The organism is Gordonia sp. PvP123 (assembly GCF_040547295.1).
In the GTDB taxonomy this organism is placed as follows: Bacteria; Actinomycetota; Actinomycetes; order Mycobacteriales; family Mycobacteriaceae; genus Gordonia; species Gordonia terrae.
In genome coordinates, this window is record NZ_JBEPPN010000005.1 from 16,419 (window position 1) to 40,721 (window position 24,303).

Sequence of the window (24,303 nt, forward strand, 5' to 3'; positions counted from 1 at the left end):
GCTTTATAGTTGCATCAATCAACCAATTGGGTGCGCCGCCGTGCGCGCCGATTCGCAGCCCGCTCGTCTCCTCGTCGCGGGCAGCTTTCTTTCTCGGAGGTTTGTTCTATGAGTGCACCCGCATCCGCGGTGGCGCCGGTCGAAGACGTGCCGATGACCCATCGCCAGAAGATCGAGGCCCTCATCGGCCTCCTGCTCGGCATGTTCGTCGCGTTCCTGTCCTCGACCGTGGTGTCCAACGCCCTGCCGACGATCATCACCGATCTGCACGGCACCCAGGACCAGTACACCTGGGTCATCACCGCGACACTGCTCGCGTCCACGGCCACCACGCCCATCTGGGGCAAGTTCGCCGACCTGGTCAGCAAGAAGCTGCTGGTGCAGGGCGCCCTGTTCCTGTTCACCCTGGGTTCGGTCCTCGCCGGACTCTCCACCTCGGTCGACATGCTGATCGGCTTCCGCGTCATCCAGGGTCTGGGCCTCGGCGGTCTGCAGGCGCTGGTCGTCATCGTCGTCGCGACGATGTTCAGCCCGCGCGAACGCGGCCGGTACCAGGGCCCGATGGCCGCGGTGATGTCGGTCGCGACCGTTGCCGGTCCGCTCATCGGCGGCGTCATCGTCGACACCAGTTGGCTCGGCTGGCGCTGGACGTTCTACGTCTGCGTCCCGCTCGCCGTCCTCGCCCTCGTCGTCATCCAGCGCACGCTGAATGTTCCGGTCGTGCGCAAGAAGGTCAGCATCGACTACCTCGGCGCCGCTCTCATCGCCTCCGGTGTCAGCACCCTGCTGATCTGGGTCACGCTGGCCGGTAAGAATTTCGACTGGGCGTCGCTGACCTCGTACGGGCTCGTCGCGCTCGGTGTCGCGCTGCTCGTCGCCGCGGTCGTCGTCGAGTCGAAGGTGTCCAGCCCGATCATCCCGCTGCACATCTTCCGGGATCGCACCACCGCCCTGGCGACCCTCGCCAGCATCGGCGTCGGTGTCGCTCTCTTCGGCGGCGCGGTCTTCCTCGGCCAGTACTTCCAGATCGCCCGCGGGTACTCGCCCACCGCGGCCGGCCTGCTGACCCTCCCGATGGTCATCGGTTCGATGCTGTCGGCGACCGTCTCCGGCAACCTGATCACCCGGTACGGACGGTGGAAGCGATTCCTCGTCGCCGGTGCCGCGATGATGACGATCGGCTTCGGCCTGCTCGCGACGATCGACGCGCACACCGACATGGTCCTGGTCGGTGCATTCCTGTTCGTCCTCGGCTGCGGCATGGGCATGACGATGCAGAACCTGGTTCTCGCGGTGCAGAACAACGTCAGCCCGGACAACCTCGGCGCGGCGACCTCGACGGTCACCTTCTTCCGCTCACTCGGCGGCGCCGCAGGTGTGTCGGTGCTCGGTGCGATCCTGTCCAACCACGTCACCGATCTCATCGCCAAGGGTCTCGGGGCCCTGGGCATCGGGTCCGGACAGACCGGTGGCGGCGCGGCCGGCCTGGCCAATCTGAACGAGCTGCCGGCTCCGATCGCGGCCATCGTCCGCGGTGCGTACGGCGACGGAACGGCCCGGATCTTCCTGGTCGCGGCAGTCATGGCGGCGCTGAGCTTCATCGCCATCACGCTCATCAAGGAGGTCGCCCTCAAGACGATGAGCAGCGACGAGGAACGGCGCGCGGAGGAGGCAGCCATCGCCGCATCGGCGCCGCAGGCTTTCGCCCCCGCCGAGGGGCCGCAGGAAGACGTCACCGGGTCCGTCGCCGACACGCGAACCGGCGACCCCACCCGCACGCGATGAACACCATCGCCGTCGGGGTGGACCTGAGTCCCGAATCCGAGGCGGCCGCCCGCTGGGCGGCCGCCTCGGCCCGCGTCGGGGACCGCCTGGTGTTGATCCACGGATTCGCGGCCGCCGGGGCGCTGCAACCTCTCAGCGAGTTCGAGCTCGACTTCGACGTGACCGCCACGCGGCGGGCAGCGGTCGACCACCTGTCCGCGGTGGCCACCCGCCTCGGCGCACACCATCCCGGCCTGCGCATCGACACCGTCGTCGAGCACGACTTCGCGATCCCGCTCCTCACGCGCTTGTCGAGCCAGGTCGATCTGATGGTCGTGGGTCACCACCGGCCCGGACTGATCGAGCGTCTCACCACCGGGAGCATCAGCTCCGCGCTCTCGGGGCGCTCGCACTGCACCGTCGTGACCGTCCCGTACGGCAACCTCGCAACCGGCGGTCCGGTCGTCGCCGCGATCGACGTCGACGCCCCTTCCGACCTCGCCCTGTCGACCGCGTTCGAGTACGCCGGTGGCACGGGCAGCGCGGTGGCGGTGGTGTGTGCGATATCCGACGCGGCTCCTCCCGCCCAGATCGAGTCCGTGTACGCGCGGGCCGACGCGCTGCTCGCACCGTGGCGCCGGCGCTTCCCCGGTTGCGCCACGACGCTGCAACTGGTCAACGGCAACCCGTCCCGGGCCGTCGGGGAGGCGGTGCCGCAGGCGTCGTTGCTCGTCGTCACCCGACCACGCGCAGGGAGCGCCTTCGCCGCCTGGGCGGGATCGGTCGCACGCGCGGCGCAGCATCGCACGCGCTGCCCGATCGCGATCGTGGACCACAGCCGAACGTCGTGATGGCACCCCCGCGGTGCGCGCTACTCCACGTTGACCAGATAGAAGACCGACGAGCCGCCGCCCGCGGCCTGTGGGGACGCGCCGATCTGGACCCAGTAGGTCGCACCCTCCTTGGTCGCCGACATCACGACCACCGACTGGCCGCCCTCGGTCGAGCGGTGCGACTCGGCGAAGCCCGCCTCGGCCAGTGTGTCGGTCGCGGCCTCGAGCTGGTTGCCGGCGTTCACCGGACCCTGCACCGTGACCTCCCAGCCGTCGGAGCGGCTGCCCCCGGCGGAGAGCACGTGGCCGTCGATGAGCGGCACCTGGGTGACCGGGAAGTCCGACGGCAGCGGGACACCGTCCGGACCGGCCTGTTCCTCGTCCGCGCACCCAGCGACGAGGCCGAATACCAGCAGGACAGCAGCGGTGATGACGGCGGTACGCCGGAGCCAGTCGAACCGGAACATACGGGCAACGGTAAAGTAGCGACCGCGGGTGTTCGCCCGTGACACCCCGCCGGGAGAAAGACGGAGTGCCCTTTTGATCACTGTGTTGGCTGCGTTGGCAGTGTGCGCACTCGTCGCGCCCGCAGTCATCCACTGGATGGGCACCCGCGGTTTCTATGTCCTCGCGCTCGCGCCGCTCGGTGGTCTGATCTGGGTGATCGCCAACTGGCCGCCGGCCGACGCGGCCGCCGCCCGGGTCGAGACGGTCAGCTGGGTTCCATCGCTCCAGATGGACATCGTCACCCGATTCGACACCCTGACGGCGATCCTGTCGGTACTCATCCTCGGGGTCGGCGCGCTCGTGCTCTGCTACTGCGCCCACTACTTCGACGACGCCCGCCCCCGGGTCGCGGTGTTCGGCGGCGAGATGGTCGCCTTCGCCGCGGCCATGTTCGGCCTCGTCATCTCCGACAACATGCTCGTGCTCTACGTGTTCTGGGAGCTCACCACCGTGCTCTCGTTCATGCTCGTCGGCTTCTACGGGGTGCGCGCGACGGCTCGACGATCCGCCACGCAGGCCCTGCTGGTCACCACCTTCGGCGGTCTGGCGATGCTCGTCGGCATCATCATGCTCGGCGAGCGGTCGGGCACCTACCTGCTGTCCGAGATCATCTCGGCCCCGCCCACCGGCGTCTACGTCGACATCGCGGTCGTGCTCCTGCTCATCGGCGCCCTCACCAAGTCGGCCATCGTCCCGTTCCACTTCTGGCTGCCCGGCGCGATGGCCGCGCCCACCCCGGTCAGCGCCTACCTGCACGCGGCGGCGATGGTCAAGGCGGGCATCTACCTCATCGCCCGGTTGGCCCCCGCGTTCTCGGTGACGATCAGCTGGCAGGTCGCCGTGGTCGGACTCGGCCTGGTGACGATGGTGCTCGGCGGGTGGCGTTCGTTGCGCGAACTCGACCTCAAACTCATCCTGGCGTTCGGCACCGTGTCGCAGCTCGGTTTCATGGCGGTGCTCGTCGGCATCGGCGACGCGAACGTCGCCATGGCCGGCATCGCCATGCTGGTCGCACACGCTCTGTTCAAGGCGTCGCTGTTCATGGTCGTCGGCATCATCGACCACTCGACGGGTACCCGCGATGTCCGCAAGCTCGCGCGCCTCGGTCATCGACTCCCGGGACTGGCCGTCACGGCCGCCGTCGCCGGGGCCAGCATGGCCGGCATCCCGATCACCCTCGGATTCGTCGGCAAGGAGACGGCCTTCGCGTCGGTGTGGGAGACCGGTGCATTCGTCTCCTGGCAGGCGCACGCCGTCGACATCGTCCTGCTGGTCGGCTCGATCATCACCTGCGCCTACACGCTCCGCTTCCTGTGGGGCGCGTTCGGCCGCAAGGTACGCAACACCCCGAGTCCGGCGGTCGCCAAGATGCACCCGCCGACGTGGCCGTTCTACTTCTCGCCGGTCGCCCTCGCCGCTGCCGGTGTGGCGGCAGGCGTGTTCAGTCCCCAGCTCGGCGGCCTCTTCGAACCGTATGCGGAGACCCTCAACGGTTACGGGCACGAACTCGAGCATCTCGCACTGTGGCACGGGTTCGGCCTGCCCGTCGTCTTCTCGATCATCGTCATCGTCGGCGGAGCTGCGCTGTTCCTCGGCGTCCGGCGTGTTCGTGACCGGGTCTTCGGCTTCCGCCCGCTGGTGAACGCCGACCGCATCTACGACGCGACGCTGCGCGGCGCCGACACCTTGTCGCTGCTGCTGACCCGCAACACCCAGCGCGGTTCGCTGCCGGTCACACAGGGCGTCATCCTGTGCACCGCGATCCTGCTGCCGACGATCGTCCTGTTCGCCGGCGCTCGCGATCGGTTGAGCATCGACTACACCGCCACCCCGGTCCAATGGGTGATCGGCGGCTGCATCGTCGCCGCGTCGCTGTCCGCCGTCCTCCTCCGCAACCGCCTGGCGGCCACGCTCGTCGTCGGCATCACCGGTTACGGCTGCGCGATGCTGTTCGCGCTGTACGGCGCACCCGACCTCGCACTCACCCAGTTCCTGGTGGAGACACTGACCCTGGTCATCTTCGTGCTCGTGCTGCGCAAGCTGCCCGCCGAACCGGAGAAGCGTCACGCCACCGGGTTCAAGCCGCTGCGCGCCCTGATCGGACTCGCCTTCGGCGCCATGCTGGTGCTCATCGGCCTGTTCGCGGCATCGGCACGTTCGACCGAACCGCTTCACGTCGATCTCCCGGAAGCCGCCTACGACTTCGGTCACGGCGCCAACGCGGTCAACGTCCTGCTCGTCGACATCCGCGCCTGGGACACCCTCGGCGAGGTGTCGGTGCTCATCGCGGCCGCCACGGGCGTGGCATCGATGGTCTTCCGCAACCGCCGTTTCGGGGCCGCGCCGCGCGTGGCCGACGCCGCCCGATTGCAGGCCGGCGACAACGGGGACGACGACGATCACGTCCCACCGGACCGCACCACGTGGCTGCTCGGTTCCGGGTTGCGCGACCCGCGCCACCGGTCGATGGTGCTGGAGGCCACGACCCGCCTGCTGTTCCCGACGATGGTGGTGCTGTCGATCTACTTCTTCTACGCCGGTCACAATGCGCCGGGCGGCGGTTTCGCGGGTGGCCTGACCATGGGTCTCGCGCTCGTGCTGCGCTACCTCGCGGGCGGACGCTACGAACTCGGTGAGGCCCTGCCGATCGAACCCGGCCGCATCCTGGGTGCCGGCCTCGCCGTCTCCGCGACGACTGCGATCGTCTCGATGTTCCTCGGTGCGCCCGCGCTGTCGTCGGCGGTCTTCGAGGTCACCGTGCCCGTCCTCGGCGACATCAAGTTCGTCACCGCTCTGTTCTTCGATCTCGGCATCTACCTGATCGTGGTCGGTCTCGTGCTCGACGTGCTGCGCAGTCTCGGCGCGCGGCTCGACGTGGAGACCACCATCGCCCGCACCGCGGCGCGGATCAGCGACTCCGGCGGTGGCACCTCGAGCAGCGGCGCCGCCACCGGTGACACCACCGGCGAGGCAGCGAACGCGGCCGGCGGGCAGGTGAGCCGATGACCACCAATCTCCCGCTGATGCTGGTCGTCGGCGCGATGGCGGCGTGCGGGGTGTACCTGCTGATGGAACGCAGCCTGGTCCGGATGCTGTTCGGACTCCTGCTCGTCGGCAACGCGCTCAACCTGATGATCATCGTCGTGTCCGGCGGCATGGGGAATCCGCCGATCATGGGCCGCTCGTCGGAGAACCGCGCGTCCGACGCCGATCCACTCGCCCAGGGCATGGTCCTGACGGCGATCGTCATCATGATGGGCGTCGCCGCCTTCGTGCTCGCACTGGTCTACCGGTTGTTCGTGATCAACCGCGACGACGACGACGTCGAGGACGACGAGGAGGACGTCAAGATCCTGAGCGGGTCCCTGGGCACGGCGCCCGACCGCGATCGCAGCGACGATCCCCTGACCCACTCGGACACGCCCACCGGCGACTACTTCGACGACAAGGGCAATCCCCTGACCCCGGAGCAGGCCGCCGCCCGCCAGGCCGCGCTGTACGAGACCGACATCATGCCGACCGACTCCGACGTCGTCGACGAGATCGGCGGCGCGGAGGAAGAACCGGACCCCGAGACCACCGAGCAGAGTGCCGCCCGCGAGGCGGGGCCGGATGTGTACGGACCAGGCGAACTCGGTCCGGATGAGGTGGGACAAAAGGCTGCCACCGCACCTCCCGACGGGTCCGGCGAGGACGACGCCGACCCCGACGTCATCGACCAGCACGAGATGCCGGACCGCGACGTGGTCGGGCCGGACAAGAAGAAGCATGCCGACGAGGACGGGGGTGACCGATGACCCCGCAAGAGTCGTGGATTCCGGTCCTGATCACCCTGCCCACCCTCGTGCCGCTGGGCGCCGCCGCCATCTCGCTGTTGCTCGGACGCAGTCCCAAGATCCAGCGATTCGTGTCGATCGTCGCCATCACGGTCGCTTTCGTGGCGTCGTGCATCATGCTCTACCTCACCGATCGCCAAGGCACCTTCGCGGTCGCGATCGGCGGGTGGGGCGACAAGGGCAAACCCAATGGACCACTCGGCATCACGCTGGTCGTCGATCAGCTCGCGGCGCTCATGCTCGTCGTGTCGACGATCGTGCTGCTGTGCGTCATCGTCTACGCGATCGGTCAGGGTATCCGGGACGGTACGGCGCAGCAGCCGACGTCGATCTTCCTGCCGACCTATCTGATCCTGACCGCCGGCGTGTGCAACGCGTTCCTCGCCGGCGATCTGTTCAACCTGTACGTCTCGTTCGAGATCCTGCTGACCGCGAGTTACGTGCTACTCACCCTGGGTGCCAGTGCCGAGCGCGTCCGTGCGGGCGCCTCGTACGTGATGGTCTCGATGGTGTCGTCGCTGATCTTCCTGGCGGGCATCGCGTTCGCCTACGCCACCACCGGCACCCTGAACCTCGCCGAGATGGCCGTCCGCCTCGACGACGTCCCCGACGGGACCCGCAACGCGCTGTTCGCGGTGTTGCTCGTCGCGTTCGGCATCAAGGCCGCGGTGTTCCCGCTGTCGACCTGGCTGCCCGACTCCTACCCCACCGCCCCGGCACCGGTCACCGCCGTGTTCGCCGGTCTGCTCACCAAGGTCGGCGTCTACGCGATCGTGCGTGCACACTCACTGCTGTTCCCCGGCGGCTCGATGGACACGGTGATGCTGGTCGCCGGACTGTTGACGATGCTCGTGGGCATCTTCGGCGCGATCGCCCAGGCCGACATCAAACGGCTGCTGTCCTTCACCCTCGTCAGCCACATCGGCTACATGATCTTCGGCATCGCGCTGTCCTCCGACCTCGGGATGTCGGCGGCGATCTACTACGTCGCCCACCACATCCTCGTGCAGACGACCCTCTTCCTGGTCGTCGGACTGATCGAACGGCAAGCCGGCTCGGCGTCGCTCCGCCGACTCGGCGGACTCATCGCCAGTCCACTGCTGGCCGTGCTGTTCCTGGTGCCCGCGCTGAACCTCGGCGGCATCCCGCCGTTCTCCGGCTTCATCGGCAAGGTCGCGCTCCTCGAGGCCGGCACCCAGGACGGGTCCGTGCTGGCCTGGATTCTCGTCGCCGGCTCGGTGGTCACCAGCCTCCTCACGCTCTACGTCATGGCCCGCATCTGGACCAAGGGCTTCTGGCGGCCGCGCGCCGACGCCCCCGAAGGCGAGCTCGCCGACAAGGGCCCCTCCGCACTCATCGACGAGAGCGCCGACGACGCCGCCTTCTCCGACCGCGAGGACGTCGGCCGCATGCCCGTGATGATGGTGCTGCCGACGATGGCGATGGTGGCGGCGGGACTCGTCCTGACGCTGTGGGCCGGACCGATCTTCGACTTCACCGACCATGCGGCGACCGACGTCGTCGACCGTGCCGTCTACGTCGATGCGGTGCTGGGCGAAGGTGGTTCCCGATGAGCGCCGAGGAACGCGCGAGCGAACGCGACCGGGGATCGGGCGACGCGCCGAGGCGCCGCTCACCGGTGGTCTCGACCAAGGGGCCGGTCCTGTCCCTCGTCATCAACGTGTGGCGGGTCTCGCTGCTGTTCGTCTTCTGGCACTTCGTCGGCGCGCTGGTCTGGCTGCGGACGCACACCCGCCTGCCGAGGTGGCTGGGTGGCGACGGTCGTGAGGTCGCGGTCCGGTTGTGGACCATCGCGTGGTTGACCTTCGTCTGGGTTCTGTTGTGGGGCACGCTCTCCTGGGCCAACGTGATCGGTGGCGTGGTGCTGGCGACGCTGGTGCTGACGGTGTTGCCGTTGCCGCGGGTCCCGGTCGAGGGCCGCATCCATCCGCTGTCGGTGCTGCAGCTCGTGTTCCGCCTGATCGTCGACTTCTTCGTGTCGAGTGTGCAGATCGGGTGGATGGCCATCCGTCCGGGCCGCCCACCGCTCGGTGCGGTCGTCCGGGTGCGCGTCGCGATCAAGTCCGACATGGTGCTGACTTTGGCCGTCGACTACCTGAACCTGGTACCGGGCACGATGGTCCTGGAGATCGACCACCGCCGCCGGATGCTCTACGTTCACGTCTTCGATGTCCGATCAGAGAAGAAGGTTCGTGCCTTCTACGATCAGGTCGCGTACGTCGAGCGCATGTTCATCAAGGCGTTCGAGCGCGACAGCGAATGGCATCCGAGTCCGTTCCACGGCATCGACGAGGACTTCCACCACGTCCGCTCGGTGGACCGCTCGGTCGACACGGCGTCCTCGACCACCGACTCAGCCGATGCGCCCGAGCCGGACCACCGACCAGCCGAGACGGAACGGGGGGACTCATGAGCTACGTGTGGACGATCGCGGCAGCCATGCTGCTCGTCGCCACGGTGCTGACGATGGTCCGGATCCTGCGCGGTCCGACCACGCTGGACCGGCTCGTGGCGCTCGACGTGCTCATCGCGCTGTGCATGTGCGGTCTGGGGACGTGGGCCGCGTTCAGCCGCGATTCGACGGTCGTCCCGGCGATCGTGGCCCTGGCTCTGCTCAGCTTCGTCGGATCGGTCGCGATCGCGCGATTCCGAGTACGGGACGACCAGACATGATCATCGACATCATCAGCGCGACGCTGCTCCTCACCGGCTGCCTGATGGCGGTCACCGCCGCGATCGGACTCGTCCGCTTCCCGGACACCCTGAGCCGCATGCATGCGGCCACCAAACCGCAGACCTTCGGCCTTCTGCTCATCCTGCTCGGTGCGGTCCTGCGGCTCGGCGACAACGTCGACAGCGGGATGCTCGTTCTCGCCGGGCTCTTCGCCCTGATCACCGCACCCGTCGTGGCGCATCGGATCGGCCGGCTGGCGTATCAGGAACAGCGGGCGCGTGATGGCCTCATCGATCAGCGGGACATGGAGTCACCGGACCGCGACTGACTGCGAACCGGCCGTCCGACGCCCCTCACGGACCAGCGCGACGGCGGTGTCGAGGCCCCGGGCCGCTTCCTCGGGAACGACCCGCACGAGTGCGAGCGCGGCGATGACCAGCGCCGTCACGGCGTCGGCGAGTGCAGCCTGTCGGGCGTCGCTCAGCGCGGGTGCGCTCGCCCGCACACCGGCCCCCACGGCACCCCGCAACTCCTCGCGATACCCGGCGATGGTCCGGGCCACGTCGGCGTCGCGCCCGATGGGGGCGCGTGCGGTGTTGATGAGCAGGCAACCCTCACGAGCCGGGGACGTGTCGTCGGTCAGCGACGATCGCAGCCCGTTCAGGTAGTCCTCGACGGCGTCCGGCGTGATGGTGCTGCCGGTCAGCGGACGCAACCGGGGGCGGACCACCTCGTCGAGGTAGCTCTGTACGGCCGCATCGAAGAGACCTCGCTTCGACCCGAAGGCGTGATAGAGACTCGATCGCCCGATTCCGGTCGCCCGTTCCAGGTCGGGCAGGGACGCGCTCTCGTATCCCCGCTGCCAGAAGATCCCGCGGGCGGCCCGGACGACCTCCGTCGTGTCGAACTCCTGGATCCGTCCCATCCGCGGCCCACCCGCCTCTCTCTCGTCGCCCTTCGGTATTTTAGACCGGTCGGAACACTATGGCTCCGGCCGGCCGTCGACAACGAGGAGTACGGAAATGGTCATCGCAGGTCTGGTGCTCGCCGCGATCGCGGCGCTCGTCCACGTCTTCATCTTCTATCTGGAGTCCATCGCGTGGACGAGCAAGCGTGCACGCGCGACATTCGGCACCGGAACGGTGGAACAGGCGAGTACGCAGCAAGAACTCGCGTTCAACCAGGGGTTCTACAACCTGTTCCTCGCGATCGCCGTGTTCGTCGGGATCGCCTTCGTCATCGGCGGGTCCACCGCGATCGGCGCGACGCTCGTCATCACCGGCACGGCGTCGATGGCGGCCGCCGCACTCGTGCTCGCCGTGTCGAGCCCCGACAAGATCGCGGCCGCACTCAAGCAGGGAGTCGTTCCGGCCCTTGCGATCCTCGTACTCGCCATCGGCCTGGCCCTCTGACGTCGAGCCCCGGGACGACCTCGATCCGACCGGGTCAGGGAGCGTCGAGTTCGCCGACCACCGACGCGACCACCTCGCGCAGGGACGCGGTCCGACGATGCACCGCGCGCTGGCGCTGATAGCTGGCCCCCTGCGCCATGATGCGCTCGACGCCGGCGAGCTCGTCGACGCAATCGAGTTCGCGCGCAATGGGTTCGAGACGCTCGAGGAGCGCGGCGAGATCGTCGGTCACCAGTTCCTCGGTGCAGTCCGCGTCGAGGATGACGATGGCATCGAGTCCGTATCGAGCCGCGCGCCACTTGTTCTCCTGGACGAGCCAGGGAGCCATCGTCGGCAGCGTCTCCCCCGCCGAGAACCGACGGTCGAGGTCGACGACGAGGCAGTGGATGAGCGCGACGATCGCCGACAGCTCACCGAGGTTGGTCATGCCGTCGCAGACCCGCACCTCGATGGTGCCGAGATGCGGCGAAGGCCGGATGTCCCAACGGATCTCGTTGAGATGGTCGATGATGCCGGTCGTCTTCTGATCGGCGACGAAGTTCTCGAACTGCTCCCACGTCCGGAACTGGAACGGCAACCCCGCTGTCGGGAGTTGCTGGAACATCATCGCGCGGTTGCTCGCGTATCCGGTGTCCTGGCCGGCCCACATCGGCGACGACGACGAGAGCGCGAGCAGGTGCGGATAGTAGTTCAGGAGCGCGTCGAGGATGGGTAACACCTTGTCGCGGTGGCTGATCCCGACGTGGACGTGCACGCCCCAGATCAGCATCTGCCGACCCCACCACTGGGTGCGTTCGATCAGCTCCGCGTATCGGTGCCCCTCGGTGAGCAGCTGGGTCGAATACTCCGCGAACGGATGCGTACCCGCGCCGTACAGATCGACGCCGAGTTCCTCGGTCAGCCCGCGTACCACCCCCAGCGTGCCGGCGAGGTCGGCGATCGCCTCACCCGTGGTCCGGCAGATCCCGGTCACCAGCTCGACGGTGTTGCGCAGCAGTTCCTTGTGGATCTTGCCCGCGAAGTCGGGGTGGTGGTCACCGACGGCGGCGAAGAGCGCCGCAGCCGAGTTCGACAGGTCGCCGGTCACCTTGTCGGTCAGGGCGAATTCCCATTCGACCCCGAGGGTGGGGGTCGGTGAACCGTCGAACTCGATCGGTGCCATGTGCGTGGCGGCCTCGGACGGTGCCAGGACGCCTAGCTCTGCTCTTCGATGACACCGCACGCGATACGGGCGCCGGCGTCGCCGGTCTTCAGGGTGTCGGGGTTCGCGCCGCCCGGGTACTTGTCGGCCGGGATGTTGCCGAAGTTGTCCGGCTTCTCGTGGATCATGATCGACTTGCCGATCAGCTGCTGGAGGTTCACGGCGTCGGTCGTCGTGACCGTCCGGCCGGTGTGATCCTCGAGGATGTTGATCGAGATCAGGTCGCCGCTGGAGGGGTGGCTGGTGTTGCCGTCGACCTGCAGGTGCCCGCCCGCGGACGTGAACGCCTGCGAACCGCCGGCGCCCGCGTCGCAGGTGCCGTTCTCGTGGATGTGCATGCCGTGGAACCCGGCGGGCAGGTCACCCGCGGTGACGCGGACGTTGATGGTGACCGGCTCGGCGGTCTCGGAGGCCGCGGTGATGGTGGCCTGGCCGACGACGTCGCCGGAGGTGTCCTTGATCTCGGCGACGGCGATCTGACCGCTGGGCTCGCTGTCCACGTCGTCTTCGGCGCCGGGCGGAAGGGGCGCGTCGCTGACGACAGGCGGCGTCGTGCCCGGGACATCCGTGGGCTCCTGGTCGGGACTACACCCGGCCAGTGCCACGCCGATCAGTCCCGCGGAGACCAGCGCGGCGAGGGCGCGGGGCGCGGCGAGTTTGGAACGTCCGGACATGTCACTCCTTGTTTGGCGGACAATGATTTTCAGGATCAGGCGTTGTCGGTCGGGCGGGTTCTCGGGGCCAGGGATGCTTCGGCATCGGCGTCACGTACGCGGTGTCATCTCACGACCGCTCACGCGCCGCTGACCGCGGTCACCACGACGACGGGGATACCGCCCCGGCAGCGCGTGAACGACGTCGGACGCTCCTCGACGGCGACCGTCCCGCCCAGCGCCTCCGCCACCTCGTCGGCCTGGGCCTTGTCCGTGTCGTCCTCGTGGAAGATCGTGTTCTCGCTGAACCCGCCCGCGGTGTAGTTGCCGGGTTCGGCCATCTGATAGCCCTTGGCCCGGAGCAGCTCGGTCACGTCCGAGGCCAGGCCCGCGACCTGACCGGCGTTGATCACGCACAGCCGCTTGCCGGTCGATGCCGCACTGGTGGACGGCGACGTCGAGGTGGGCGTCGATGACACGGTCGTCGCGGCCTCGGTCGTCGGCGAGTCGTTCCCCGCGGTCGCCGCGGAATGCCAGCCGAGGCCGATGAAGACGACGGCGACTGCGAAGAGCATCATCGCCCCCGCGCGCAGCGGAAGGCGATTGGGCTCACGGTCTGCATTCATCACCGACGACCTTAACGCACCGTGGGACGGCGACCGGGTTCAGCGTGTCAGGTGATCTCGAAGCCCAAGCGACGCGCCGCGCGGGCTTTCTGGCGTGTTGCCCGCAGACGACGCAGCCGTTTGACGAGCATCGGATCGGCCGCGAGCGCCTCGGGACGGTCGACCAGCGCGTTGAGCACCTGGTAGTACCGCGTCGCCGACAACCCGAACAGCTCTTTGATCGCTTCTTCTTTGGCACCGGCGTACTTCCACCACTGCCGCTCGAACGCGAGGATGTCGTGTTCGCGGCGGGTCAGTCCGTCCGCGCCGACCTCGTGCGGATCGAGCGGCGCGGCAGTCCCGTCCGCCCCGATTCCGGCGTTCGTGTCGGGGGTGGGTTGATCGCCCTGTTTCTGGCTACGCGCAGCTGCGCTGTCCATCTCACTCCCTCAGATACAGTCAACGACCTCACACCACCGCTGACGTGCACCGATTCGCTGGGCGATGCGGATGCGGACGTCGCCTCACGACGACGAATGACAGCGGTGTGGTTCGCAGACAATCTAACCACGGCGGGCCGGTCCGATCGCGCTGTGACTCGCCACGGCCCACACTCCGCACGATCCGGGTGACGGCGCCCACTGTTAGGCTCCCCTTATACATCTCCCGACCGGGGATGCCATCGATCGGGGGCACAGAGATGACGACAGTTGTATCCGGGACCGCACGGCCCCGTCGACCACTCGGCGGCGCTCTCGTCGCCCTGGCGTCGGCGATCGCGATCGCTTCGGCGGCAACCGCACTCCCCGCGGCCGCCGGCGCGGCGCCCGCCGATCGGGTCGTCGTCATCGTGCCCGGTCAGCAGCTCTACGCGGGCGATGCACAGAACGAGGAGACGTTCCGTCCGCTCGCCGACGCGATCCGCGCCGACGGGAACACCGTGGTGTACGCGCACGCCGGGGGTCGCGACGTCGCATCGGATGCGAAGCTCATCCAACGGACGGTCGAGCCCTTCGTCGGCAAGGCGTCGTCCATCGGCATCGTCGCCCACAGCGCAGGCGGGCTCGGCGCCCGGCACTACCTGAAGTTCCTCGGCGGGTCCGCCGTCGTCGACGAGTACGTGGCGATCGGCACGGCCCAGTACGGCTCACCCGGCGGGTGCGCTCAGCCGCGCGACGGCGGGTACGACACCTGCATGTACGCCGACGCGGTCACCGCCCTCAACCGTGGTCCCGACGCCCCCGGCCCCACTCGCTACTCGGTGGTGCAGAGCGACGGCGAATGGACCGACGGCCGCCTCGACGGGACCGCACAGTGCCGCGCCTATTCACCGGTCCCCCTCGCGAACACGGGCTTCGACCACACCATCGAAATGCGTGACCCGGCGATCATCGCCGATGTGCGGGCCTCCCTGCGCGGGTCGTGCGCCGGCGCCGTGGTGACCGAGCCGGTCGACAGCTTCGACTGGCAGTCGACGCTCTTCCCCGGCATTCCCGGCCCCGCCGGTGACGCCATCCGCGACGCCGTACCCGGCGTCGTTCCTGCGCCCTGAGCAGCGCTAAGGTGAGCGCCATGGCGATTCTCCCGATCTGCATCGTGGGCGAGCCGGTCCTGCACCAGCCGACCACTCCGGTCCCCCTCGACGCGGACGGCCGTCCGTCCGACGAGGTCGTCGGTCTCCTCGACGACATGTACGAGACCATGGACGCCGCCCACGGCGTGGGCCTCGCCGCAAACCAGGTGGGCGTCGGCTCCCGCATGTTCGTCTACGACTGCCCCGACGGCGACCGGTCGTCGGCTCGCCGGCGCGGCGAGGTCATCAACCCGGTCCTCGAGACGTCCGAGATCCCCGAGACCATGCCGGATCCCGACGACAACGACGAGGGCTGCCTGTCGGTGCCGGGCGAGCAGTTCCCCACCGGCCGCGCCGACTGGGCGCGTGTCACCGGGGTCGACCGGACCGGCGCCGAGGTCGTCATCGAGGGCGAGGGGTTCTTCGCCCGCATGCTCCAGCACGAGGTCGGCCACCTCGACGGCTTCCTCTACGTCGACGTCCTGGTGGGGCGCAACGCCCGTGCCGCGAAGAAGGCGATCAAGCGGAACAACTGGGGCGTGCCCGGGTTGACCTGGACGCCCGGCGAGGTCGCCGACCCGTTCGGCCACGACGACGACTGATCTCGCTTTCGCGCGTGGAGTTCTCATTGTCGGGTGCGGTCATCGGTGACCGCGTGGTCGTCCGGTACCGGCTGGGCGATTCCACCCCCGCCGACTGGCGGGGCGATCCCGCGGCCGCTCGGTCCGACGTGACCGGCGTCCTGCTCGACGACGCCGACCCCGTGCGGATACGACGCGACGACGAAGAGTTGTCGATCCCGTTCGCGGCCATCACGTCGGTGCGCCTGCTGTCGGCGAAACCCGTGCGCAACAACGAGATCCGGAACCTCGAGTGGGCTGCCGCCGCCGCCTGGCCCGGCGTCGACAGCGAGTGGGTCGACGGTTGGTTCCTGCGGGCCGGGCACGGATTCAGCAGGCGCGCGAACTCGGCGGTGCCCCTCGAGCGACACGCTCGTCCGGACGCATCGACCCTGCGACGCATCGGCGCGTGGTACGCCGATCGCGACCTCCCCGCGCTGCTCGCCCTGCCGGACCGGCTCATCCCGCCGACCGCCGTCGCCGAGAATCCCGGGGTCGGGAATCCCGGGGTCGAGGTGCAGATGCTGACGGCCGACCTCGCCGCCCTGCACGCGCGCATCGGCGAGAACGCCTCGCGCCCTGTCCGACTCGAGAACGCGCCGGACGCCGGATGGCTGGGCGCGTACGCCACCGGGCGTGCGTCTCGGCAGCCCGATGCGGCCGCCGATGTCGTGACCGCCGGGGACGGCCCGCTGACCTTCGCGACCATCGGCGACACGGCAGCGATCGGGCGGGGCTCGGTGACCGAGGCACCGGACGGGCGCCGATGGCTGGGATTGACCGCACTGTGGACCGAGCCGAGCCGGCGAGGAGGCGGACTGGCCTCCGATGTGGTTGCGGCACTGACGGCCTGGGGGGTGAACCGCGGCGCAGAGGCGGTCTACCTGCAGGTCGAGTCCGACAACCGGTCGGCCGGGTCCTGGTACCGCCGCCTCGGATTCGGATTGCACCACACCTATCGGTATGTCACGCCGGACCTGCCGATCGCGCCGGGGGGCGGCCGATGAGAATCGCCACCTGGAACGTGAACTCGATCCGCGCCCGGTCGGAGTCCGTCGTCGCCTGGGCGGAGGGCGCCGACGTGGATGTACTGGCCTTGCAGGAGACCAAGTGCCACGACGACGCGTTCCCGCTGATGAGTTTCCTCGCCGCCGGGTACGACGTCGCGCATGTCGGACAGGGCGCCTACAACGGCGTCGCGATCGCCTCGCGGGTCGGGCTCGACGAGGTCGAGATCGCCTTCGACGGCGTGCCGACCCATCCGGTCGACGGCCAGCCGATCCGGGAGGCTCGCTCGATCTCCGCGCGCTGCAACGGCGTTCGCGTCTGGAGCCTGTACGTGCCCAACGGCCGGACCCCCGATGACCCGCACTACAGCTACAAGCTCGCGTGGCTCGACGCGCTGCGCAACCACATCACCCTGCGGCTGGCGCACGACCCGGCCGCCGAACTGATGCTCGCGGGCGACTGGAACGTCGCGCAGACCGACGACGACGTGTGGGATCGCGAGTACTTCGACGGTCGCACACACGTCACCCCGCCCGAACGGGCAGCCGTACAGGGATTTCTGGACGCCGGCCTCGTCGACTCGGCCCTCCCGTACGCGCCCGGGTTCACCTTCTGGGACTACACCCAGTTGCGCTTCCCCCGCAACGAGGGCATGCGCATCGACTACGCGTTCTGCTCACCCGCCCTCGACACCCGCATCATGGGCGCCCACATCGGGCGCGACGCGCGAAAGGCGAAGGGCGCCAGCGATCACGCCCCGGTGGTCTTCGAGGTCGCGGAGTGAAACTCAGCCCATCCCGAGGTGCGAGCTCCCGCTGCCCCCTGAGGTGCGAGCCTCCCCATGCTCCCTGAGGTGCGAGGAGCGATAGCGACGAGCCACGAAGGGCGCAGCGAGATGCGTTGCGAGCCCCTTCGTGGCTCGCTTCGCTCGCACCTCAGGGAGCAATGGGGCTCGCTTCGCTCGCACCTCAGGGAGCATGAGATGGTCGACTCAGGCGAACGACTTCCCGACGATCCAGTACGCCTGGGACTTGACCGACTTCTTGGGCAGCCCGAACTCGCCTTTGAACAACCCCGCGACCGCGCGGGTGTTCGTCGAATCGAGGGCCACCCAACCGAAATGGTCCGTGGCATCGAAGGCGGCGGACCGAACCGCGTCGACGAGAGCGCTACCGTCCGCCCCGCGCGCGATCCAGTGGACCGTGTCCTGATCGCGGAGTCGCAGCGGCAATGACTTGTCGCTCTCGTGCTGGTACTCGAACCAGATGGTCGCTCCCGCACCGGAGTTCCCGAGCGTGTCCAGCAAGGAGTTGATCGCGGGAAGCGAAGCGGTGTCGCCGGCGATGAGCCAGCCCACCGGGGCGGGCTCGGGGATCGCGAACTTCGAGCCCATCAGGGTGGCACCGATCGTGTCCCCCGCCTGCGCGTCCCGGGCCCACCGCGCCGCGGTGCCGTCGTGGATGGCGAACTCGATGTCGAAGGTGTCCGTCGACGGGTCGGGATCGACCAGCGTGTATCCGCGCTGATGCATCTTGCCGCCATCGGCGAACCACAGTCGAACCCACATGGTGGGGTGGACCGTGGAGTCGGCGAGGAGCCCGCCACCATCGAAACGAAGTCGCAGATAGTGGTCGGTCACCGACTCCTTCGCGGTGACGGTGAAGGTGAAGTCGTCGCCACCCAGGATCTTCATGACCGCGCCTTGCCAGCCACGACCCTTGGTCGATACCTCGCTCATACCTGAACCTCTCTACAGCGCCTCCCCGGCCCGGTGACGGGCCGGAGAGACACTGTCATTCTCGTGGCCGCCGGGATGACACGACGCCCCACGGAAAATCGGATCTACTCGAAGGTGCCGTTCTCGACCATCTGACGGGTCTCGAGCCGGCGGATCTTTCCGGATGTGGTGCGGGGCACCGAATCCGGCGCGACGAAGATCACCTCGGCGGGCATGATCCCGCACGCCGATGCGACTTCGGAGTTGATCTCGGCGCGCGCCGTGTCCGGGTCGGAACCCTTGTACTCGGCGAGGATCACGAGGCCCGGACGGGACGATCCCTCACCTCGGGCCATCGCCACGACGCCACCACGACGCACCCCGGCCACCTCGGCGGCTGCACGTTCGATCTCGATCGGGAACAGGTTGCGGCCGGCGACGATGATGACCTCCTTGGCCCGTCCACAGATCACCAGCCGGTCGTCGACCAGGTAACCGAGGTCGCCGGTCGAGAACCATTCACCCGCACCGAGATCCGCGTCGCCGAGGTAGCCGCGCATCATCGACGCACCGCGGATCTCCACGTGCCCGACGTTGCGCCCGTCGATCACCGGGACGTCGACATTCGGCTCGACGATGCGAACCTGCATGCCGCCCAGTGGTTTACCGAGGATCGCGTACCGACGGCGAATGGGCTCGCCACCGCCGGGCGGGGTCACGGTGACCTCGTCGTAGTGCACGCCCTCGCCGACCGCGGGCATCGTCACCGCGCACGCGGATTCAGCCATTCCGTAGGCGGGTGCGGCGGCGGACCGATCGAAGCCGAACGGCGCGGTCGCCTCGAGGAACTTGTCGAACGCGTCGGCGTCGATCGGCTCTCCGCCACTGATCGCGACGCGCAGATTCGACAGGTCGATGTCGCGCAGCAGCTTGCCGTAGCGCCCGAGGATGTCGTAGGCGAAGTTCGGCGCAGCAGTGACGGTCGTCTTGGTCTCGGTGAGCCACTGCATCCACTTGAAGGGCGCCGCGGCGAAGGCGGTGTTGGGCACGATGTAGGCCGGGATGCCGGTGGTCATTCCGGCGAGCAGGAACATCAGACCCATGTCGTGATAGAGCGGCAACCAACTGAATCCGGTGTCGCGGGTGCGGTGGAGGCCGAGCCGGCTGACCAGTTCGATGGCGTTCGAGTAGACGGCCGACGCCGTGAGGGCGACGGTCTTCGGGTCGCCGGTCGAACCGGCGGTTCCCTGGAGGACGGCGATGGTGTTGCCGTTGACATTGCGCGCGACGAAGTCGGTGGTGTCTGCGCCCAGGCCGTATTCGGCCACGCGGGCGATGTGCAGCCGCCCCTCGACCTTCGTCAGCAGGTCTAGCTGGGTGCCGCTGCCGAGGACGGTGCCGACGCCGATCGACACGTACCGCTGGTAGGTGTTCTGCGCCCACCGCTCCTCGTCCGCCCCTCGGATCGGACCCGGCAGGATGGTGACCGGAACGCCGGCGAGCCACGCGCCCTGGATGGCGGCGATCAGATCCACCGTGGGGTCCCCGATCAGGCCGAGGGCCTGCGGCTCGTGCAGTTCGCTGTCGGCGAGCAGTTGGACGGCGATCTGCTCGGCGCGGGCGTGGACCTCGCGCCATGGTGCCGTCACCCACTCGCCGGTATCGGAGTCCAGGACGGAGAGGCTCGTGTCTCCCGCCAGCATCGCCTCACGAACGGTGGCCGCCAACGCATTGGTCGAGCCCGATTCCTCCAGGATCACGCTGTTCTGCGACATTCTCGTTTCCCGTTCTCGCCAGCATGTGGCGTCGGTCGTGTCAAAGTCTTCGGTCGTGTCGGCGACCGAGGGGTCGTCCCGCGTGTCGTCTCGACCGCCGGTCCGGCGAACATGAACGTTCGCGTCATTTGGGTAGGGTAGCCTAATCTTTCTAGGACACAAGACCCAGATCCTGTCGGTGGCGCAGCGTGATTCACATCATCCGATGGGACGTCCGGAGCGAACTTAGGCTAACCTAATTCGCGTCGGCTCGTGGGGCTCTCTCGCCGGCGTGCCCAGGGATTGGGCAGAGCGGTTAGTTAGTATAACCTACCCTAAATGCGGGTTCCCCCAGCCTGAGTAACCATGTCACCGAACTGCGAGAGGCACGCCGGCTGATGGCCACGAATTCCCAGACCACGGACCTTGCCACCATGGCCGACATCGTCGCCGAGGTGGCCGGGGCCCTCGGCCTGACGCCCGAGTCGCTCGACCCGGAGCAGGATCTCATCGCCCAGGGACTCGATTCCCTGCGGATGATGCGACTGGCCGGCACCTGGCGCAAACGCGGCATCGACATCGACTTCGCCCGCCTCGCCGCACAACCGACCATCACCGCCTGGGCACCACTCCTTCTCGCTGCCACCGGTGACGCCGAGGTGGACACGACCACACCGGACATCCGCGCCGAGGTGGGCACCGCGCTGGGCGTCTCTCCCGAGTCGCTCGACCCAGACCAGGACCTCATCGCCCAGGGACTCGATTCCCTGCGGATGATGCGACTCGCCGGCACCTGGCGCAAACGCGGCATCGACATCGACTTCGCCCGCCTCGCCGCACAACCGACCATCACCGCCTGGGCAGCACTGCTGGGCGGCGCATCGGCACCGATCGCCGACGACGACTCCTCGTCACCGGTGTCCGAAGCGACCACCGGACCGTTCCCCCTCGCCCCGATGCAGCACGCCTACTGGATCGGGCGATCGGACAGTCACGCCTTCGGCAACGTCGCGGCACACCTCTACATCGAGTTCGACGGTTCCGACGTCGATCCCGAACGCTTCGCCGCGGCCATGTCCGCGCTGATGGAGCGCCACCCGATGCTGCGCGTCCGCGTGCTCCCCGACGGCACCCAGGAGATCGGCCCGGCGCACCCGGAAGCCATTGCCGTGCATGATCTCCGGTCCCATTCGGCAGAGATGGTCGAGCAGATCCTGGCCGCGAAGCGCGCCGACGGCACACACCGCACGCTGCCGGTCGACGAAGGAGCGGTCATCCGCGCCGAACTGAGTCTGCTGCCGGCGAACTCGGCCCGTGTCCACCTCGACGTCGACATGATCGCCGCGGACGCGATGAGCTACCGGGTACTCGTCGACGACTTCGCTCGCCTGTATCGCGGTGAGACGCTGCCCGAGCTCGGCGTGACCTTCGCGACGATCACCGCGGATCGCACGTCCCGCGAGATCCTCGACGACGACGTGACCTGGTGGCGCGACCGCATTCCCACGCTCCCCGGACCGCCCGAGCTTCCGCTCGACGAGCGCGCGGCGCGCGGTGAGGTCGAGCCGCACAGTGTCCGCCTGCACCATTCGGTGTCCGCCTCGGACTGGAAACGGCTCGAGGAGCACGCACACCGACGCGGGGTCACCCCGGCGGCGGCGGTCGCCGCGGTGTTCGCCGAGGCAGTCGGAACACATTCGGCCACACCGCGTTTCCTGATCACCGTGCCGCTGTTCGACCGACCCCAGGCGCACCCGGACGTCGAGCGCGTGGTGGGCGACTTCACCTCGTCGATCCTCGTGGGTGTCGACCTGAGCGCGCCGGCCACACTCGCCGAGCGAGCACGGTCGATGCGGTCGTCGATGCACGAGGCCGCCGCGCACGGTTCGATGAGCGGCCTGGACGTGCTGCGCGAACTGAGCCGCCACCGTGGCGAGCCCGTTGTCTCGCCGATCGTGTTCACCAGCGCACTGGGACTGGGAGACCTCTTCTCCCAGCAGGCGACCGACGTGCTGGGAGATCCGTCCTGGATCGTGTCGCAGGGCCCGCAGGTCCTTCTCGACGCCCAGGTGACCGAGGTGGCCGGTGGCCTCCTCCTCAACTGGGACGTCCGCGCCTCTGATCTCCCACTCTCCACTGCGCGTTCGATGTTCGACCACTACGTCCGGCTTCTCGGACTCCTCGTCGACGGCGAATGGGATGCGCCCGCACCGTCGCCGATCAGCGCGGAGGTCCGCGCACAGCGACTCTCGGTGGAAAGCCCACTGCCGGTCACCGACACCTTCGACGGGACCCTGCACGGAACCTTCTTCGCCCGGGCCGCCGAGCACGACGACGCGCCGGCCGTCGTGTCCGATGCACGTACCTGGACCCACGCCGAGTTGGCCGAGGAAGCCCGGCGCGTCGCCGGAGCGCTTGTCGCGGCCGGTGTCGCGTCCGGCGACACGGTGGTCGTCCATCTGCCCAAGGGTGGCGACCAGATCGTCGCGGCGCTGGGAGTTCTCGCCGCCGGCGCCGCCTACGTCCCGATCGCCCCCACACAGCCCCGGGCACGCCGCGAGCGCATCCGCGACGTCGCCACTCCCGCCGCTGTTCTCACCACCGATCCCGCGGCCTGGGAATCCACCGCCGGCACCGTGCTCACGCTCGACGACGCCCGGCTCGCCGAGCCGACCGAGCCGATCGCGGTGACCACCGGCGACCTCGCCTACGTACTGTTCACCTCCGGCTCGACCGGCCTGCCCAAGGGCGTGCAGGTTCCGCATCGTGCCGCGGTGGCGACCATCACCGACCTCGTCGACCGGTACGCGATCGGGGCAGGCGACCGCAGCCTGCAGGTGTCGTCGCTGGAATTCGATCTCTCCGTCTTCGACATCTTCGGACTGCTGGCCGTGGGCGGCGCGGTCGTCGTGCCGGGCGACGACGAGCAGACCAAGGTCGACGACTGGGTGCGACTGCTCGGCGAACAGTCGGTGAGTGTGCTCAACTGCGTGCCGTCGATCCTCGGCATGCTCCTCGACCTCGCGCCCCTGCCCTCGTCGCTGCGGATGATCATCATGGGCGGCGACAAGGTCGATGTGTCACTGCTCGACCGTGTCGCGGCGCAACTGCCGGATTGTCGCGTCGCCGGTCTCGGCGGGACCACCGAGACGGCCATCCACTCCACCATCTGCGAAGCCGATGCCGTCCCGGCCGGAATGGCATTCGTACCGTACGGAATACCGTTGCGCGGCGTCCGCTGCCGAGTCGTCGACGACGCCGGTCGCGACCGTCCCGACCTCGTACCGGGCGAACTGTGGATCGGCGGGGCCGGGGTGGCCGACGGGTACCGGGGCGATCCGGAACGCACCGCCGACCGCTTCGTCGAGCACGAGGGTCAACGCTGGTACCGCACCGGTGATCTCGCGCGCTACCTACCCGGCGGCTTCCTGGACTTCCTCGGTCGCGCCGACCACATGGTCAAGATCCGTGGATATCGCGTCGAACTCGGCGAGGTCGAGGCCGGCCTCCTGGGCCTGAACGGGGTGGGCTCGGCGGTCGCGTGGTCCGACGGCCGGGACCTACGCGCGGCGGTCGTGCTCACCGCCGGGGCGACCGACGACGACGCCGGCCTGCGCGCCCGGTTGACCGAAACCCTGCCGCCACACATGGTCCCGCGTTCCGTCGCGGTCCTGGACCGGTTCCCGCTGACGCCGAACGGCAAACACGACCGCAAGGCCATCGCCGCCGGCACCGACACCGACGACGACCCGCTCGAGGCCGTCACACCTCGCGGCCCGGTGGAAGAAGCCCTCGCGGTGATCTTCGGCGAGGTCCTGCCCGCCCCGCCGGCGAGCGTCACCGAGGACTTCATCTCTCTCGGCGGGGATTCCGTCCAGGCCACCCGGGTGGTCGCGCTGGTGCGCCAGTGGCTCGACGCACCCGGCCTCTCGGTCGCGGACATCTTCACCCAGCGGACCATCGCGGGTCTCGCCGGGCGGCTCACCGAGCTCGGCGGGGAACGCGCATCCTTCGTGGCGCAGACCTTCCTCGACGTCATACACCTCACCGACGAACAGGTGGAGGCCGAGATCGCGCGCAGCTGACCGCATCCGGCACCTCCTCCGGCCACAACGGCAGACCACC

22 protein-coding genes are annotated in these 24,303 nt (G+C 68.7%); 14 read left to right on the plus strand and 8 right to left on the minus strand.

The annotated features are described in order from the left end of the window. Positions 1-108: 108 nt before the first annotated feature. Together ABIC25_RS10335 and ABIC25_RS10340 are read left to right on the plus strand one after the other, a co-directional pair. A complete protein-coding gene (locus ABIC25_RS10335; RefSeq protein WP_064571457.1) occupies positions 109-1,785 on the plus strand; it encodes an MDR family MFS transporter in 1,677 nt (558 codons plus the stop codon). Then, positions 1,782-2,615, plus strand: coding sequence for a universal stress protein (locus ABIC25_RS10340; RefSeq protein WP_248644527.1), 834 nt, complete (start codon positions 1,782-1,784; stop codon positions 2,613-2,615). Before ABIC25_RS10335 ends, ABIC25_RS10340 begins: the two co-directional genes overlap by 4 nt. A gap of 20 nt (positions 2,616-2,635) precedes the next feature. Here ABIC25_RS10340 and ABIC25_RS10345 read toward each other — a convergent pair whose 3' ends face one another. After that, complete coding sequence (locus ABIC25_RS10345) at positions 2,636-3,064, minus strand: hypothetical protein (protein WP_004022825.1); 429 nt, start codon at positions 3,062-3,064, stop codon at positions 2,636-2,638. Between the two features lie 73 nt (positions 3,065-3,137). Between ABIC25_RS10345 and ABIC25_RS10350 the strand changes: the two genes are divergently transcribed. Genes ABIC25_RS10350 through mnhG form a run of 6 tightly spaced genes read left to right on the plus strand, consistent with a single transcriptional unit; the run spans position 3,138 to position 9,963 of the window. Further along, positions 3,138-6,110 carry a Na+/H+ antiporter subunit A gene (locus ABIC25_RS10350; RefSeq protein WP_248644526.1) on the plus strand — a complete coding sequence of 991 codons (2,973 nt, stop codon included), beginning with the start codon at positions 3,138-3,140 and terminating at the stop codon, positions 6,108-6,110. After that, on the plus strand, positions 6,107-6,901 hold the full coding sequence (locus ABIC25_RS10355) for a Na(+)/H(+) antiporter subunit C (RefSeq protein WP_064571460.1): 795 nt from the start codon (positions 6,107-6,109) through the stop codon (positions 6,899-6,901). The genes ABIC25_RS10350 and ABIC25_RS10355 overlap by 4 nt, the downstream gene beginning before the upstream one ends. Continuing rightward, complete coding sequence (locus tag ABIC25_RS10360; RefSeq protein ID WP_354561317.1) at positions 6,898-8,514, plus strand: Na+/H+ antiporter subunit D; 1,617 nt, start codon at positions 6,898-6,900, stop codon at positions 8,512-8,514. The genes ABIC25_RS10355 and ABIC25_RS10360 overlap by 4 nt, the downstream gene beginning before the upstream one ends. Further along, a complete protein-coding gene (locus tag ABIC25_RS10365) occupies positions 8,511-9,374 on the plus strand; it encodes a Na+/H+ antiporter subunit E (RefSeq protein ID WP_248644525.1) in 864 nt (287 codons plus the stop codon). The genes ABIC25_RS10360 and ABIC25_RS10365 overlap by 4 nt, the downstream gene beginning before the upstream one ends. Next, positions 9,371-9,634, plus strand: a complete 264-nt coding sequence (locus tag ABIC25_RS10370) for a monovalent cation/H+ antiporter complex subunit F (RefSeq protein WP_004022820.1) — start codon at positions 9,371-9,373, stop codon at positions 9,632-9,634. The genes ABIC25_RS10365 and ABIC25_RS10370 overlap by 4 nt, the downstream gene beginning before the upstream one ends. Continuing rightward, positions 9,631-9,963, plus strand: a complete 333-nt coding sequence (gene mnhG / locus ABIC25_RS10375; protein WP_004022819.1) for a monovalent cation/H(+) antiporter subunit G — start codon at positions 9,631-9,633, stop codon at positions 9,961-9,963. The genes ABIC25_RS10370 and mnhG overlap by 4 nt, the downstream gene beginning before the upstream one ends. On the opposite strand, the gene ABIC25_RS10380 is transcribed toward mnhG, so the two are convergent. After that, positions 9,946-10,560, minus strand: coding sequence for a TetR/AcrR family transcriptional regulator (locus ABIC25_RS10380; protein WP_248644524.1), 615 nt, complete (start codon positions 10,558-10,560; stop codon positions 9,946-9,948). The two genes, mnhG and ABIC25_RS10380, sit on opposite strands and share 18 nt — an antisense overlap. Before the next feature lie 97 nt (positions 10,561-10,657). Between ABIC25_RS10380 and ABIC25_RS10385 the strand changes: the two genes are divergently transcribed. Beyond that, entirely contained in the window at positions 10,658-11,047 is a 390-nt protein-coding gene (locus ABIC25_RS10385; RefSeq protein WP_248644523.1) for a DUF1304 domain-containing protein, read from the plus strand. Positions 11,048-11,081: 34 nt separating this feature from the next. Here ABIC25_RS10385 and ABIC25_RS10390 read toward each other — a convergent pair whose 3' ends face one another. The 4 genes from ABIC25_RS10390 to napA form a co-directional block, all read right to left on the minus strand. Then, positions 11,082-12,209, minus strand: coding sequence for a glutamate--cysteine ligase (locus tag ABIC25_RS10390; RefSeq protein WP_101822567.1), 1,128 nt, complete (start codon positions 12,207-12,209; stop codon positions 11,082-11,084). A 32-nt stretch (positions 12,210-12,241) separates the two neighbouring features. After that, positions 12,242-12,922: a superoxide dismutase family protein gene (locus ABIC25_RS10395; RefSeq protein WP_004022815.1), complete on the minus strand. Its 681-nt coding sequence runs from the start codon at positions 12,920-12,922 to the stop codon at positions 12,242-12,244. A gap of 119 nt (positions 12,923-13,041) precedes the next feature. Further along, a complete protein-coding gene (locus ABIC25_RS10400; protein WP_248644522.1) occupies positions 13,042-13,527 on the minus strand; it encodes a LytR C-terminal domain-containing protein in 486 nt (161 codons plus the stop codon). A 47-nt stretch (positions 13,528-13,574) separates the two neighbouring features. Continuing rightward, entirely contained in the window at positions 13,575-13,946 is a 372-nt protein-coding gene (napA, locus tag ABIC25_RS10405; protein WP_004022813.1) for a nucleoid-associated protein NapA, read from the minus strand. A 260-nt stretch (positions 13,947-14,206) separates the two neighbouring features. On the opposite strand from napA, the gene ABIC25_RS10410 reads away from it, so the two are divergent. From ABIC25_RS10410 to ABIC25_RS10425, 4 genes are read left to right on the plus strand one after another with little or no spacing between them, the layout of a single operon-like run. After that, complete coding sequence (locus ABIC25_RS10410) at positions 14,207-15,058, plus strand: esterase/lipase family protein (RefSeq protein ID WP_004022812.1); 852 nt, start codon at positions 14,207-14,209, stop codon at positions 15,056-15,058. 20 nt (positions 15,059-15,078) lie between these two features. Further along, positions 15,079-15,681 (plus strand): peptide deformylase, encoded by a 603-nt coding sequence (locus tag ABIC25_RS10415; RefSeq protein ID WP_004022811.1) that lies wholly within the window; start codon positions 15,079-15,081, stop codon positions 15,679-15,681. A 14-nt stretch (positions 15,682-15,695) separates the two neighbouring features. Further along, on the plus strand, positions 15,696-16,706 hold the full coding sequence (locus ABIC25_RS10420) for an N-acetylglutamate synthase, CG3035 family (RefSeq protein WP_248644521.1): 1,011 nt from the start codon (positions 15,696-15,698) through the stop codon (positions 16,704-16,706). After that, the gene (locus ABIC25_RS10425) at positions 16,703-17,491 is read left to right on the plus strand and encodes an exodeoxyribonuclease III (protein WP_004022809.1); all 789 of its coding nucleotides are present in this window, start codon (positions 16,703-16,705) and stop codon (positions 17,489-17,491) included. The genes ABIC25_RS10420 and ABIC25_RS10425 overlap by 4 nt, the downstream gene beginning before the upstream one ends. 207 nt (positions 17,492-17,698) lie before the next feature. Here the strand turns inward: ABIC25_RS10425 and ABIC25_RS10430 are convergent, their stop codons facing one another. Together ABIC25_RS10430 and mbtM are read right to left on the minus strand one after the other, a co-directional pair. Beyond that, a complete protein-coding gene (locus ABIC25_RS10430) occupies positions 17,699-18,445 on the minus strand; it encodes a siderophore-interacting protein (RefSeq protein ID WP_248644519.1) in 747 nt (248 codons plus the stop codon). Between the two features lie 104 nt (positions 18,446-18,549). Next, positions 18,550-20,199: a long-chain-fatty acid--ACP ligase MbtM gene (gene mbtM, locus ABIC25_RS10435; protein ID WP_354561320.1), complete on the minus strand. Its 1,650-nt coding sequence runs from the start codon at positions 20,197-20,199 to the stop codon at positions 18,550-18,552. Between the two features lie 377 nt (positions 20,200-20,576). Between mbtM and ABIC25_RS10440 the strand changes: the two genes are divergently transcribed. Next, on the plus strand, positions 20,577-24,263 hold the full coding sequence (locus ABIC25_RS10440) for a non-ribosomal peptide synthetase (RefSeq protein WP_248644517.1): 3,687 nt from the start codon (positions 20,577-20,579) through the stop codon (positions 24,261-24,263). The last annotated feature ends 40 nt before the right edge of the window (positions 24,264-24,303 follow it).